Below are 13,472 nucleotides of genomic sequence, written 5' to 3' on the forward strand. Positions count from 1 at the left end.
GGCGCGCCAGCGCCCGCCCCACCCGCGTCCGGCTCAGTCGATTGGCAGGCGGTAGCCGCGCTTCACCACGGTCTGGACGACGCCCGGTGCGCCCAGACCCGCCCGGAGGCGGGCCACCGCCATCTCCACCGCGTGCTCGTCGGCGCCCCGCGGCAGCGTGCGCAGCAGGGCCGCCCGCGAGAGCACCCGCCCCGGCGTTGCGGCCAGCGCCCGCAGCACCGCCATCGGCGCCGGCGCCAGCGGCCGCAGCTCGCCGTCCACCACGGCGGCGTGGCCGCGCAGCGTCAACACGTGCCCGGCAACCTTGAGGTTCACCGCCCGCTGGGGCAGCTCGTCGACGATCGTGCGGACCAGCGCGCCGAGCCTGGCGCGGGTCGGCGCCACCACCGGCACCCCGTACCGGCGCAGCGGTGCCGCCGTGACCGGCCCGACGCAGGCGGCCAGCACGTCGGAGCGCAGCGCGTCGAGCACCGCGTCACTGCCCGGGCCGGCGGCCCGCAGCAGCGCACCCACCGCGGGCGCCGACGTAAACGTGACCGCGTCGACGAGCCGGCCGGTGACCAGATCGACCAGGCGGTGCAGGGGAGCGGGGTCGGTCGGCGGCGCCCACCGGTACACGGGCACCTCGATCACGGTGGCCCCGGCGGCCTCCAGGGCGGCTGTGCACTCGGGCTGGCGCTCGCCGTGCAGCTGCATGGCGACCACCTGACCGGCGACGCCGCGCTGCTGGAGGTGCTCGATGACCTCGTCGCAGCTCTCTCCCGCCGGCGACCACTCGTCGTGCAGGCCGGCGGCTCTGATCGCGCCGCGCGCCTTGGGCCCGCGGGCCACGATGTAGGCGTCGGACAGCACCGACTTGAGCGGCTCCGCCAACCCCCAACCCTCGGCCGCCTCCAGCCAGCCGCGCATGCCGATGCCGGTGTTGGCCATCACCACGTCGGGCGGGGAGTCGAGGCAGGCGCGGGTCGCGGCTCGCAGCTCGGTGTCGTCGGCGAGCGGCACGATGCGCAGCGCCGGGGCCAGTACGACCCGGGCGCCGCGCCGCTCCAGCAGTGCGGCCAGCTCGTCGCGGCGCCGGTCGGCGGTCACTCCGACGGTGAAGCCGGAGAGTTCGTCTGACATCAGCGGGAGATCTCGATCATGTCATCACGTAGCCGGACGGCGTAGACGGGCACGGACACCCCGGGCTCGTCGAGGCACTCCCCGGTGCGCAGGTCGTACACCTGCTTGTGCAGCGGGGATGCGACGGTCGGCGCGTCGCCACGGGTGCCGACGATGCCGCGAGACATCACGTAGGCGCCAGCGATCGGGTCGCGGTTGCCGATGGCGTACAGGCTGCCGTCGAACGTGCGGAAGATGGCCACCTGCTCGCCGTCGACCAGGGCGGCGACGCCGCGCTCCGGATCCACCCGCGCGTACGGGCAGATCGCTGTCCACTGTTGCGTAAGGGTGTCCGTCATTGGCGTGCTCCCATGGTCGGAAGGCCGAGCGCCACGGGGCGGCGCTCTCCCAGAGCCGGGACCGGCTGCCCGCGCTCCACCTCGAAGGTGATCGAGGGGTCGGGGGTGTCCGGCGCGTTGACGAAGGACGTGAAGCGCCGGACCCGCTCGGGGTCTTCGATGGTGGCCCGCCATTCGTCCTCGTACGCGCCGACGTGCTGGGCCATCGCGGCGTCCAGCTCGTCGCAGACGCCGAGGGAGTCGTCGACGATGACCGCGCGCAGGTGGTCGAGGCCGCCCTCCAAGGCCTCGATCCACGCAGCGGTGCGCTGCAGCCGGTCGGCGGTGCGGATGTAGAACATCAGGAACCGGTCGATCAGCCGGACCAGTTCCTCAGTGGACAGATCGCTGGCGAACAGGTCGGCGTGGCGTGGGCGGAAGCCGCCGTTGCCGCCGACGTACAGGTTCCAGCCGTTGTCGGTGGCGATGATGCCGAAGTCCTTGCTGCGCGCCTCGGCGCACTCCCGGGCGCAGCCGGACACCGCCGACTTGAGCTTGTGTGGGGCGCGCAGCCCTCGGTACCGCAGCTCCAGCGCCACCGCCAGCCCGACCGAGTCCTGCACGCCGTAGCGGCACCAGGTGCTGCCGACGCACGACTTGACCGTGCGCAGCGCCTTGCCGTACGCGTGGCCCGACTCGAACCCGGCGTCGACCAGCCGGCGCCAGATCTGCGGCAGCTGCTCCACGCGCGCGCCGAACAGGTCGATCCGCTGGCCACCCGTGATCTTCGTGTACAGGTTGAAGTCGCGGGCTACCTCGCCGATGACGATCAGCTTCTCTGGCGTGATCTCGCCACCCGGGATGCGCGGCACCACCGAGTAGGTGCCGTCCTTCTGGATGTTGGCGAGGAAGTGGTCGTTGGTGTCCTGCAGCGCCGCCTGCTCGCCGTCCAGGATGTATCCGCTGCCGAGCGCCGCCAGGATCGACGCGACCGCCGGCTTGCAGATGTCGCAGCCCCGCCCGCGCCCGTGCTCGGTGACCAGCTGCGAGAACGTCCGGATGCCACGGATCCGCACGATCTCGAACAGCTCCTGCCGGCTGTGCTCGAAGTGCTCGCACAGCGCCTTCGACATCTGTACGCCGGAGACGGTCAGCAGCTGCTTGAGCATCGGTACGCAGGAGCCGCAGCTCGTGCCGGCGCGGGTGCAGGACTTGATCGCACCGACGTCGGTGCAGCCCTCGTGGATCGCGCCGATGATCTGGTCTTTGGTCACGGCGTTGCAGGAGCAGACCTGCGCGCTGCCCGGGAGGGCGGCGATGCCGACTCCGGTGCCGCCGCCCTCGGACTCGGGTGCGAGCAGCGCGAGCGGCGGGCCTGGCAGCGGACCGCCGACGCTGGCACGCAGCGTTGGGTAGGCCGTGGCGTCGCCGACGAGGACGCCGCCGAGCAGTGTCTGCGCGTCGTCGGAGAGCACGAGCTTCGCGTACACCCGGGTGGCGGGGTCGGTGAACGTCACGTCGAGGCAGCCCTCGGTGGTGCCGTGCGCGTCGCCGAAGGACGCCACGTCGACGCCGAGCAGCTTCAGCTTTGTCGACAGGTCGGCGCCGGGGAACGTCGCCTGCCCGCCGAGCAGCCGGTCGGCCACCACCTCGGCCATCGCGTACCCGGGTGCGACCAGGCCGTAGCAGAGACCTTCGACCGCGGCGCACTCGCCGATCGCGAAGATGCGGTCGTCGGACGTCTGGCACGTGCTGTCGACGAGGATGCCGCCCCGGTCACCCACCGCGATGCCGGCATCGCGCGCCACGTCGTCGCGCGGCCGGACGCCGGCGGCGACCACCACGATGTCCGCCTGGATCCACTCTCCATTGGAAAGAACAAGGCCGTGAACCGCAGCGCCACCTGTGGCGGCCGGGCGGCCGCCGGTGTCATTGCGGGGGCGGATCGCCGTGGTCGCGGCGCCGGTGTGCACCTTGACGTCCAGGTCTTCGACGTACCGCCGCAGCATCGCGCCGCCGGCCTCGTCGACCTGCACCGGCATCAGCCGCGGCGCGAACTCGATCACGTGCGTCGACAGGTCGAGCAGGCGCAGGGCGTTGGCCGCCTCAAGGCCGAGCAGACCGCCGCCGATCACGGCACCGGTGCGCTTGCCCTTGGCGAAGTCGCGGATCGCCTCCAGGTCGTCGAGCGTGCGGTATACGAAGACGCCGGACAGGTCCCTGCCGTCGATCGGAGGCACGAAAGGGTAGGAGCCAGTGGCGAGCACGAGGGCGTCGTACGGATACTCGCCGGCACCCGTCACAGCGACCCGCCGGTCGCGGTCGACGCTGACCACCGGCTCGCCGAGCCGCAGGTCGACCTCGTCGTCCGGCGTGTGCAGGCTCAGCTCCTCGGGGCTCACCCCGTCGAAGAACGCCGACAGCCGCACCCGGTCGTACGCGGGCCGGCCCTCCTCGGCGAGGACGGTGATCCGCCACTCGCTCGCGGTGTCGCGGGAGCGCACTGCCTCCACGAACCGCTGGCCGACCATGCCGTTGCCGACGACCACCAGGTTTTTCATGCGGCGACCTCCGTCGAGTCCACAGTGGAAAGCCATTCGACGATGCCCTCCACCGCGTCGCGGCACGTGCCGCAACCGGTGGTGGCCCTGGTCGCGGCGACCACGTCGTCGACGGACCTCGCACCGGCACGCCAGCAGCGCACCAGTGCTCCCTTGGTGACCGTGTTGCACTGGCAGACGGTGACCGCGTCGGGCATGAGCGCCGGCGACTCGGCCGTCGTCGCGGCGCCACCGCCGATGGCCCGGCCGAGGAGCAGGGCCCGCCGGTCGACCGGCACCGGGGTGCCGCGGTCGAAGAGCTGGATCACCGTGCCGACCGCCGGGTTGTCGCCGAGCATGATGGCACCGGTGAGCCGCTCGTCGACGATCGTCAGCTTCGCGTACGTGCCGCGGGCCGGGTCGGCGAAGCTCAGCTCCTCCGCCACGGCGCCGTCAGGTGCCGGGGCACCCATGGCGGCGAGGTCGATGCCCGCGGCCTTGAGCCGCGTGACCACCGGGAGCGGCCGGTACCGGGCAGCTGGGTCGTCGCCGCCCAGCACCCGGGCGACGATGCGCGCCTGTTCCCAAGCGGGCGCCACCAGCCCGCTGACCACGCCGTCGTGCTGCGCGCAGTCACCGATCGCCGAGATCGCCGGGTCGCTGGTGCGCATCCGGTCGTCAACCACGATGCCGCGCTCGACGGTGAGGCCGGCGGTGCGGGCAATCTCGGTCTCGGGACGCACTCCACAGGCCACCACCAGCAGGTCGGCGGTCAGCTCGCGGCCGCCGGCGAGGCCGAGCGTCACGCTGTTGGCATCGGCGGTTACGGACGACGCCATCGCGTCGAGGTGTGCGGTGATGCCGATGCCGGCGAGCGTCCGCACCAGTACGGAGCTGGCGCCGGGGTCGAGCTGGCGCTCCATCAGGTGCCCGACCGCGTGCACGACCTGCACGTCCAGGCCGCGGGCAGCCAGGCCGCGGGCAGCCTCGAGACCGAGCAGGCCACCACCGAGTACCAGGGCGGTGCGCGCACCGGCGGCGGTGGTGAGGATGCGCCGGCAGTCGTCGAGCGTGCGGAACACCGCCACCCGGTCCGGCAGGTCGGAGGTGTCCAGCCCGGCCAGCGGTGGCACGAGCGCGCGGCTGCCGGTGGCGAGCACCAGATGGTCGTACTCGATCTGCTCGCCGTCGGCGGTGGTGAGCTGGCGCGCGGCCCGGTCGATGGCGGTGACCGTCACTCCCGGGCGCAGGTCGATCCCGTGGCCGGCGGCCTCCGTGATCTCCACGTCGCGCTCGCCCACCTTGCCGGCGAGGACGCTGGACAACATGATCCGGTTGTAGGCCCGGTGCTGTTCCGCACCGAGCACTGTGATCTTCATGTCTGTGCCCCGGTCGCGGAGCTCAGCCGCGAGCCGCGACCCGGCCATGCCGTAGCCGACTATCACTACCTTCATGCCGCTTCCACCTTGACTGCGCACACCTTGAACTCCGGCATTCGAGACGTCGGGTCGAGGGCGTCGCTCGTCAGTGAGTTGGCCCGGGCCGCGCCGCCCCAGTGGAATGGCGCGAAAACTGTGTCCGGCCGGATCGTCTCGGTCAGGCGGGCCGGAGCCCGCATCTGACCGCGCCGGCTGGTGACCACCACCTCGTCGCCGTGCTCGACGCCGAGGCGGGCGGCCAGGTCGGGGTGCATCTCCACGAACGCGTTCGGCGCCGCCTTGCTCAGGGGTGCGATGCGCCGGGTCTGCGCCCCGGACTGGTACTGGGCCAGGACCCGGCCGGTCGTGAGGTAGAGCGGGTACTCCGCGTCGACCTCTTCGGCGGCGGGACGGTGCTCGACCGGCAGGAACCGTGCGAGGCCGTCCGGTGTGTGGAAGGTGTCGAGGAAGAGCCGCGGCGTACCCGGTCGGTCCACCGATGGGCACGGCCAGAACACGCCGTCCTCGGCGTCGACCCGCTCCCACGTCACGCCTGCGTAATCGGCCGTACCCCCGGCCGAAGCACGCCGCAGCTCCTCGAACACAGCGCGCGGTTCGGTGGTGAACCGTGCGCCGTTGCCGAGCCGGGAGGCCAGCTCGGCGATCACCGCCAGGTCCGTCCTCACCCCTGGCGGTGGCTCGCGGAGGGCGTGGCGCCGCAGCACCCGCCCTTCCAGGTTGGTCATCGTGCCGTCTTCCTCGGCCCACTGGGCGGTGGGAAACACCACGTCGGCCAGCGCCGCGGTCTCGGACAGCACGAAGTCGGAGACGACCAGCAGGTCGAGGCTCTTGATGCGCTCCTCGATGTGCGCTGCGCGCGGGGCCGACACGACCGGGTTCGAGCCGAAGACCAGCATCGCCTTGGGGCCGGCTGGCGTGCCCAGGGAGTCGAGCAGCTCGTACGCCGACGGGCCCGGGCCGGGCAGCTCGTCGGGGTCGACGCCCCACACCGCGGCCACGTGGGCGCGCGCCGCCGGGTCGTCGATCTTCCGGTACCCGGGCAGCTGGTCGGCCTTCTGCCCGTGCTCGCGCCCGCCCTGCCCGTTGCCCTGGCCGGTGAGGCAGCCGTACCCCGATCCCGGCCGTCCGGGCAGGCCGAGCGCGAGCGCCAGATTGATGTATGCGGTGACCGTGTCGACGCCCTTGGAGTGCTGCTCGGCGCCGCGCGCGGTCAGGATGATGGTCTTTCCACCGCCGGACAGCGCGTGGGCGGCGGCCTCCAGGTCGGCGACCGGCACGCCGGTCATCCGCTCGACCCGGGCCGGCCAGTAGCTCGCGACCGTGCGCCGCACGTCGGCGAACCCGGTGGTGCGGGCGGCGATGTAGTCCTTGTCGATCCAGCCCTCGCTCAGCACGATGTGCAGCAGCGCGTTGGCGAGTGCCAGGTCGGTGCCCGGCGTCGGCGCCAGGTGCAGGGTGGCCTGCCGCGCGGTAGCGGTGAGCCGGGGGTCGATGACGATCAGCCTGCCGCCGCGCTGCTTCTGCTCGGTGAGGTAGCGCGCGAACGGCGGCATCGTTTCGGCCACGTTGGCGCCGACGAGAAGCAGGGTGTCGGCCTCGCCGATGTCGCTGAGCGGAAAGGGGAGACCCCGGTCGACGCCGAACGCCTTCATGCCCGCCGCGGCCGCCGACGACATGCAGAACCGGCCGTTGTAGTCGATGTTCTTGGTGTGCAGGCCGACGCGGGCGAACTTGCCCAGCGCGTACGCCTTCTCGTTGGTGAGACCGCCGCCACCGAAGACCGCGACGGCGTCCCGGCCGTGCTCGTCCTGGATCCTCTTGATCGTGTCGGCGACCTTGTCGAGCGCCTCTTCCCAGCTTGCCGGCCTCAGGGCGTCGCCTTCTCGGATGAGTGGCGTCGTCAGGCGGGCGGGGTGGTCGAGCAGCTCGGCCGACGTCCAGCCCTTCTGGCACATGCCGCCCCGGTTGGTGGGGAACTCCCGGGCCAGGACCTCGGTCTTCCCTTCCGGGGTGGCTCGCAACGTCATGCCGCACTGCAGGGCGCAGTACGGACAATGCGTGGCGACCTCTCGGGTCGCCGTCACCGCCTCCGCACCGCCTGTCATGCCTCGAAGCGTGCCCAGCAGCGGTTTCACCGCCGCGTCCCGATTGTTTCGAGCCTGCTAAGAGAGGTTCACTAGCCCTCCCGGCAGACGGTCAGGTGGGATGACTGCTGGTCATACTCGCGGTACGCTTCAGCGCATGACCAAGAAGGTGACGCTCTCCTTCCCGGACGACACCATCGAAGAGGCCAAGAGGTTCGCCAAGCGCGAGGGCCTGTCCCTGTCCGCGTGGATGGACCAGGCCGCCCGGGAAAAGGCGCTGCGCGAGGTCTTCGCCGCGCACGCTGCCGCGCTCAACCGTGCCGGCTTCGACCTGGAGGCCGCCGCGCTCGCTGACGAGCGCGAGGTGGCGATGGTCGACGCGGCGATCTTCCGTGCTTCGTAGGGGCGAGATCTGGCGGGTGGAAGGCGCCCGCGAGCGGCTCGGCCTCGTGATCAGCTCAGACGTGTACAACAGCACCGACGTGCCGATCGTCCTGGTGGCGGAGGTCGTGGAAGCGGAACTGCTGCGCGACTCGCCGCTCGCCGTGCAGATGGGGCAGTACGTCGTGATGCCCGACCGGCTGTCGTCGCCGATGAAGAAGTGGTTCACCGAGTGCGTCGACTATGCCGACACCGACACCATGAACAGGGTCGCCCGAGCCTTGCGCATCATCCAGGACCTCTAGCCCACCCACACCGTCAAGGCGCCTCTCAAGTCGTTGGAGCGACTTGAGAGACGCCTTGGTCGTGGAGAAGGCGACTAGACCGTGGCGTGGGCCAGGCTAGGGACCTGAGCGACGAGGACGCGGCGCCGCATGTAGCACCACCAGGTGACGAAGAGGCAGACGGCGTACATCACGAAGAACCAGGAGAACGCGGTGCTGATCCCGCCGGTGGCGGTGTAGGAGTCGCTGATCGCCCGCGGCAGGTAGAAGCCACCAGCGGCGCCGACCGCCCCAGCGATGCCCAGGGTGGCCGCCGACTCCCGCTTGGCCGTGACCAGGTCCGGCGACTTCGCCGCGAAGATGGCCGGGATCATCCGGTACGTCGAGCCGTTGCCAGCCCCGGCGAATGCGAAGAGCAGCGCGAACGAGGCGAGGAACATCGGCAGGTTGTGCGCACCGACGGCGGTGATCACGCCGAAGGAGCCGAGGCCCATGAGGACGAAGCAGCCCGCGGTGACCCGGGCGCCGCCGACCTTGTCCGACAGCCAGCCGCCCACGGGTCGGGTCAGCGACCCGATCAGGGGGCCAGCGAACGCGAGCGTGATCGTGGCCGCGCCCAGGTGCGCCGTCGGCGCCTCCGGGAATTCCAGCTTCAGGACCAGTGGGAACACGGCCGAGTAGCCGAGGAACGAGCCGAACGTGCCGATGTATAGGAACGACATGACCCAGGTATGCAGCCGCTTGACGGTGGCGAACTGGGCCTTGAACGGCGTCTTGGTGACCGCCAGGTTGTTCATGAAGAAGTAAGCGCAGACCGCCGCGCCCAGGACCAGCGGCAGCCACATCAGCCCGCCGTAGACCAGCCCGCCAGCGATGACCACCGGGACGAACAGCTGCATGGTGCTGATACCGATGTTGCCGCCGGCCGCGTTGAGGCCGAGCGCGGCACCCTTTTTCTTCTCCGGATAGAAGAAGGAGATGTTTGTCATGGAAGAGGCGAAGTTGCCGCCGCCGAAGCCGGCCGTCGCGGCCAGCATCAGCACCACCCAGTACGGCGGCCGCGCGGTCACGGCCACGATGAGGCCCGTGATCGGGATGAGCAGCAGCAGGGCGCTGATCATGGTCCAGGTGCGCCCGCCGAGGCGGGTGACCGCGAAGGTGTACGGGATGCGCATCAGCGCGCCGATCAGGTTGGGCAGCGCGACCAGCCAGAACCGCTGGTCGACCGAGTACGGGAAGAGCGTCGCCGGCAGCGCGACGACGACAACGCTCCAGATCGTCCAGACCGAGAACCCGAGGTGTTCGGCGAAGATCGAGAAGATCAGGTTGCGGCGGGCCACCTTGCGGCCTGTCGCGGCCCAGAAGGTTTCGTCCTCTGGGTCCCAGTCGGTGATCCACCGGCCCTTCGCGGCCGGAGCAGCCGCGGCGCCAGCCACGGGCGGGGTCAGTGTCGTACTCATGACCGGCAAGTTATGGAGGCGACTTTGCGGCCGGGTTCCGCCGGATGTACCCGGGGTGTAAAACCCGGCCTACCAGCCCATCCATCAGGGTTGTGAGGAGGCCGTCAGGGCCCGCTTTGAGCCCGCTTTGACCCTGACGGCGGCGACCGGGTATTGTTGCCTGCTGTTGTGCTATGCCGTGAGCGCTGCCGTTGAACAAGCGGGCACATACAGCGGACCCAGCATGCGCCCCAAGACCCATGCGCCCCAAGACCGACGACGAGACAAGGTAAACCTGTGCGTACGTACAGCCCGAAGCCGGGTGAGATCGAGCGTCAGTGGCACGTCATCGACGCCGCTGACGTCGTCCTGGGACGTCTGGCGACCCACGCCGCCACGCTCCTGCGCGGCAAGCACAAGCCGACCTTCGCCCCGCACGTCGACACCGGCGACTTCGTGGTGATCGTTAACGCCGGCAAGGTGGCGCTGACCGGCAACAAGCGCGAGACCAAGGTCGCCTACCGGCACTCCGGCTACCCGGGCGGTCTGAAGCAGGTCGGTTACGACGAGCTGCTGGCCAAGCGCCCCGACCGGGCCATCGAGCTCGCCGTCCGCGGCATGCTCCCGCACAACCGGCTCGGCCGTAAGCTCATCAAGAAGCTGAAGGTGTACGCCGGCCCAGAGCACCCTCACGCGGCCCAGCAGCCGGTGCCGTTCGAGATCAAGCAGATCGCGCAGTGAGCGCGGGCGAAGGAAACAGCATGACCGACACCATCGTCCCGACCCCGCCGGCCGCCGAAGTCGCTCCGGTGGCGGTGACGCGCGTGCCGCGCGGTGACCGGCCGATCCAGACAGTGGGCCGCCGCAAGCAGGCCATCGTCCGGGTGCGCATCGTTGCGGGCACCGGCAAGGTGACCTGCAACGGCCGCGACCTCGAGGAGTACTTCCCGAGCAAGGTCCACCAGCAGCTCATCCGCGAGCCGCTGGCGACCGCCGAAAAGGCTGAGGCGTTCGACATCGTCGCCAACCTGCGTGGCGGCGGCATCACCGGCCAGGCCGGCGCGCTGCGGCTGGGCATCGCGCGGGCACTCTGCGCCAACGACGTCGACGACCGGCCGGCGCTGAAGAAGGCCGGCTTCCTCACCCGTGACCCGCGGGTCAAGGAAAGCAAGAAGTACGGCCTCAAGAAGGCCCGCAAGGCGCCGCAGTACTCCAAGCGCTGACGCGTTTGTACGCCTGATCGGACGGCCGGCCCGCCCCCATCCGGGGCCGCGGTGCCGGCCGTTTCGCTGCCGCCGTACTGGCGCTCCCCTGGAAGGCTTACGTGCATGGGTCGTCTCTTCGGCACCGACGGAGTACGTGGCCGGGCCAACGCTGAACTCACCCCCGAGCTCGCGCTGGCCATCGCGCTGGCCGCGGCGCGGACGCTCGCCGAGTCCGACCGCACCCACCCGCCGCTCGCGGTGGTCGGCCGCGACCCGCGGGCCAGTGGCGAGATGCTGGAGGCGGCCGTGGTGGCGGGGCTGGCCAGCGCCGGCGCCAACGTGGTACGCGTCGGCGTGCTGCCCACCCCGGGCGTGGCGTTCCTCACCGGCGAGGCCAAGGCCGACCTGGGGGTCATGCTCTCCGCTTCGCACAACCCGATGCCGGACAACGGCATCAAGCTCTTCGCCGCCGGTGGGCACAAGCTGCCCGACGACGTCGAGATGACGATCGAGGCGGCCGTGGAGAGCGGCGCTACCTGGGCCCGGCCGGTGGCTGGCGGCATCGGTCGCGTTCACGACCTGCTGGACGGCACAGACCACTACGTCCAGCACCTCGTCGGCACGGTCCCGCACCGGCTCGACGGCCTGAAGGTCGTGGTCGACTGCGCGAACGGGGCAGCCTCCGAGGTCGCGCCGGCCGCGTACGAGCAAGCCGGCGCCGAGGTCATCGCGATCCACGCCGAGCCCGACGGGCTCAACATCAACGACGGCTGCGGCTCGACCCACCTCGAGCCGCTGAAGGCCGCCGTCCGCGAGCACGGTGCCCATCTGGGTATCGCGCACGACGGCGACGCCGACCGGTGCCTGACCGTCACGGCGGACGGCAACGAGGTCGACGGCGACCAGATCATGGCGATCCTGGCGCTCGGGATGCGAGACGCGGGCACGCTGACCGCCGACACGCTGGTCGCGACCGTGATGAGCAACCTCGGGCTGCGCCTGGCGATGGCCGACGCCGGCATCCGGCTGGTCGAGACCAAGGTCGGCGACCGGTACGTGCTGGAGGAGCTGCGCGCGTCGGGGCTGGCGCTGGGCGGTGAGCAGAGCGGGCACGTCGTGATGCCGGCGTACGCCACGACCGGCGATGGCATCCTCACCGGCCTGCACCTGATGGCGCGGATGGCCGACACGGGCCGGTCGCTCGCCGACCTGGCGTCCGTGGTCACCAAGCTGCCGCAAGTACTGATCAACGTGCCGGTCGGCGACCGCGATGCCGGTGCCTCGGCGCCCGAGGTGCTGGCGGCGGCTGCCGAGGCCGATGCCCAGTTGGGTGCGACCGGCCGGGTGCTGCTCCGCCCGTCGGGCACCGAGCCGCTGGTGCGCGTGATGGTCGAGGCGGCGACCGTCGACACCGCCCGCGAGGTCGCCGAGCGCATCGCCGCCGTGGTCCGCACGGCATCACCAGCCGCCTAGGCCCTGAGACGGCGGACGGCTTCCTCGATGACCTCGGGACGCTTGCAGAAGGCGAACCGCACCAGGTGCTGGCCGGCCGCCGCGTTGTCGTAGAAGACCTCGGTGGGCACCGCCACCACGCCGCAGCGTTCGGGCAGCGTGCGGCAGAACGCCATGCCGTCCGTCCCGCCCAGCGGGGTGATGTCGGTGGTGACGAAGTAGGTGCCCTCGGACGGCAGGACGCCGAAGCCCGCGGCCGTCAGCCCGGCCATGAGCTGGTCGCGCCGCTGCTGGAGGCTCGCCCGGAACTGCTCGTAGTAGCTGTCTGGCAGGCCCAGCGCCACGGCGACGGCCGGCTGGAACGGTGCGCCGTTCACGTACGTGAGGAACTGCTTGACCCGCAGCGCGGCGGTCACCAGGTGCGCCGGGCCACTCGCCCAGCCGATCTTCCAACCAGTACAGGAGAAGGTCTTTCCGGCCGACGAGATGCGCAACGTGCGCTCGCGCATCCCGGGCAGCGATGCCAGCGGGGTGTGCGGCGCCGCGGCGTCCGTGAAGACCAGGTGCTCGTACACCTCGTCCGTGACCGCGTAGGCCCCGTGCTCCTGGCACAGCTGCGCGACGAGCGCGAGCTCGGCCGGTGTGAAGACCTTGCCGGTGGGGTTGTGCGGCGAGTTGAGCAGCACCAGCTTGGTGCGCGGGCCGAACGCCGCCCGCAGCGCGTCAGGGTCGAACTCGTACCGGCCATCGGCTCCCGGCCGGAGCGTGACCGGCTTGCGGACCGCGCCGGCGAGCGCGATCGAGGCGGCGTACGAGTCGTAGTACGGCTCGAAGCAGACCACCTCGTCGCCGGGCTCGCACAGGCCGAGGATGGCGGCGGCGATCGCCTCGGTGGCGCCGGCGGTGACCAGCACCTCGCCGTCCGGGTCGTACTCGAGCCCCCAGAACCGCCGCTGGTGAGCCGCGACAGCCGCGCGCAGCGCGGGGATGCCTGGTCCCGGGGGGTACTGGTTCTGGCCGCCGCGCAGCGCGTCGACGGCGGCGGCGAGCATCTCGGGTGGGCCGTCGGTGTCGGGGAAGCCCTGCCCCAGGTTGACCGCGCCGGTGCGCACCGCGAGGGCAGACATCTCCGCGAAGATCGTGGTGCCGAAGGGCCGCATCCGCTGCACCCCGACCTCGAAGGCCGTAGTCACCGAGCTAGCCTAAGCC

Annotated in this window: 12 protein-coding genes; 5 read left to right on the forward strand and 7 right to left on the reverse strand. The window is 71.2% G+C overall.

From position 1 onward, the window contains the following. Positions 1-33: 33 nt before the first annotated feature. From V6V89_RS02635 to V6V89_RS02655, 5 genes are read right to left on the reverse strand one after another with little or no spacing between them, the layout of a single operon-like run. Positions 34-1,122 carry a uroporphyrinogen-III synthase gene (locus V6V89_RS02635; protein ID WP_334617281.1) on the reverse strand — a complete coding sequence of 363 codons (1,089 nt, stop codon included), beginning with the start codon at positions 1,120-1,122 and terminating at the stop codon, positions 34-36. After that, positions 1,122-1,460, reverse strand: a complete 339-nt coding sequence (gene nirD / locus V6V89_RS02640) for a nitrite reductase small subunit NirD (RefSeq protein WP_334617283.1) — start codon at positions 1,458-1,460, stop codon at positions 1,122-1,124. Before nirD ends, V6V89_RS02635 begins: the two co-directional genes overlap by 1 nt. Continuing rightward, a complete protein-coding gene (gene nirB, locus V6V89_RS02645) occupies positions 1,457-4,000 on the reverse strand; it encodes a nitrite reductase large subunit NirB (RefSeq protein ID WP_334617285.1) in 2,544 nt (847 codons plus the stop codon). Before nirB ends, nirD begins: the two co-directional genes overlap by 4 nt. Further along, complete coding sequence (locus V6V89_RS02650; RefSeq protein WP_334617287.1) at positions 3,997-5,433, reverse strand: FAD-dependent oxidoreductase; 1,437 nt, start codon at positions 5,431-5,433, stop codon at positions 3,997-3,999. Before V6V89_RS02650 ends, nirB begins: the two co-directional genes overlap by 4 nt. Then, positions 5,430-7,523, reverse strand: coding sequence for a molybdopterin oxidoreductase family protein (locus V6V89_RS02655; protein WP_334617289.1), 2,094 nt, complete (start codon positions 7,521-7,523; stop codon positions 5,430-5,432). Before V6V89_RS02655 ends, V6V89_RS02650 begins: the two co-directional genes overlap by 4 nt. Before the next feature lie 136 nt (positions 7,524-7,659). Here V6V89_RS02655 and V6V89_RS02660 point away from each other — a divergent pair, with 136 nt between their 5' ends. Beyond that, positions 7,660-7,905 (forward strand): DUF6364 family protein, encoded by a 246-nt coding sequence (locus tag V6V89_RS02660; RefSeq protein WP_334617290.1) that lies wholly within the window; start codon positions 7,660-7,662, stop codon positions 7,903-7,905. Beyond that, entirely contained in the window at positions 7,895-8,188 is a 294-nt protein-coding gene (locus V6V89_RS02665) for a type II toxin-antitoxin system PemK/MazF family toxin (protein WP_334617291.1), read from the forward strand. Before V6V89_RS02660 ends, V6V89_RS02665 begins: the two co-directional genes overlap by 11 nt. 74 nt (positions 8,189-8,262) lie before the next feature. On the opposite strand, the gene V6V89_RS02670 is transcribed toward V6V89_RS02665, so the two are convergent. Further along, positions 8,263-9,627: a nitrate/nitrite transporter gene (locus V6V89_RS02670; protein ID WP_334617292.1), complete on the reverse strand. Its 1,365-nt coding sequence runs from the start codon at positions 9,625-9,627 to the stop codon at positions 8,263-8,265. Between the two features lie 276 nt (positions 9,628-9,903). Between V6V89_RS02670 and rplM the strand changes: the two genes are divergently transcribed. The 3 genes from rplM (at position 9,904) to glmM (ending at position 12,284) form a co-directional block, all read left to right on the forward strand. Continuing rightward, the gene (gene rplM, locus V6V89_RS02675) at positions 9,904-10,347 is read left to right on the forward strand and encodes a 50S ribosomal protein L13 (protein ID WP_334617293.1); all 444 of its coding nucleotides are present in this window, start codon (positions 9,904-9,906) and stop codon (positions 10,345-10,347) included. 20 nt (positions 10,348-10,367) lie between these two features. Further along, positions 10,368-10,829 carry a 30S ribosomal protein S9 gene (gene rpsI / locus V6V89_RS02680; RefSeq protein ID WP_334617294.1) on the forward strand — a complete coding sequence of 154 codons (462 nt, stop codon included), beginning with the start codon at positions 10,368-10,370 and terminating at the stop codon, positions 10,827-10,829. Between the two features lie 105 nt (positions 10,830-10,934). Further along, the gene (gene glmM / locus V6V89_RS02685) at positions 10,935-12,284 is read left to right on the forward strand and encodes a phosphoglucosamine mutase (RefSeq protein WP_334617295.1); all 1,350 of its coding nucleotides are present in this window, start codon (positions 10,935-10,937) and stop codon (positions 12,282-12,284) included. Here the strand turns inward: glmM and V6V89_RS02690 are convergent. Further along, positions 12,281-13,456, reverse strand: coding sequence for a pyridoxal phosphate-dependent aminotransferase (locus V6V89_RS02690; RefSeq protein ID WP_334617296.1), 1,176 nt, complete (start codon positions 13,454-13,456; stop codon positions 12,281-12,283). The genes glmM and V6V89_RS02690 overlap by 4 nt on opposite strands. Positions 13,457-13,472: the final 16 nt, after the last annotated feature.

Origin of the sequence: Micromonospora sp. CPCC 206061 (assembly GCF_036906915.1) — a bacterium.
GTDB lineage: Bacteria > Actinomycetota > Actinomycetes > Mycobacteriales > Micromonosporaceae > Phytohabitans.